General features: G+C 76.2%; 1 protein-coding gene. It reads right to left on the bottom strand.

The window, feature by feature from the left end; all coding sequences use genetic code 11:
• On the bottom strand, positions 1-424 hold a 424-nt coding region (locus tag CCN29_RS36820; protein WP_442538713.1), incomplete at both ends, for a TIM-barrel domain-containing protein.

Here is a 424-nt window from a genome sequence, read left to right as displayed (position 1 = left end):
CGACCACACCCCGCCGTACCGCTGCGACCCCGCCCACCCGGACCGCGACAGCACCAACGGCCGCTCACCGGACGGCACAGTGTCCCGCAGCCCGTCGTACGCGGCCCGGGCCAGGCACAGCGCGGACACGTTGTGCGCCTCCCTCCCGGCCGGAGCCGAGGAGTCCAGCGCGTGCCACACCCCCGCGAAACCCCGCGCCGCCTGACCCGCGTACCGCACGCGCGCGTCGGTGAGATCCGGCAAGGCCCCTTCGCCCGGCCCGGTCTCCACATCCCCCGCAGGGGGCACCACGGACACCAGCCGGACCCCCTCCCGCCGCAGCTCGTCCACGAGCACCGGCAGCTTCGGGAAGCGGTCCTCGTCGACGGTGAACGCCCGGCGGCCGTCCAGGTGCCCGTCCCCCAGATGCACCGCGTCCAGCGGC

It is taken from the genome of Streptomyces pseudogriseolus, from assembly GCA_002154585.1.
In the GTDB taxonomy this organism is placed as follows: Bacteria; Actinomycetota; Actinomycetes; order Streptomycetales; family Streptomycetaceae; genus Streptomyces; species Streptomyces pseudogriseolus.
The sequence above is the reverse complement of the archived record's forward strand: the minus strand, read 5'-3'. Positions and strand labels throughout refer to the sequence as shown.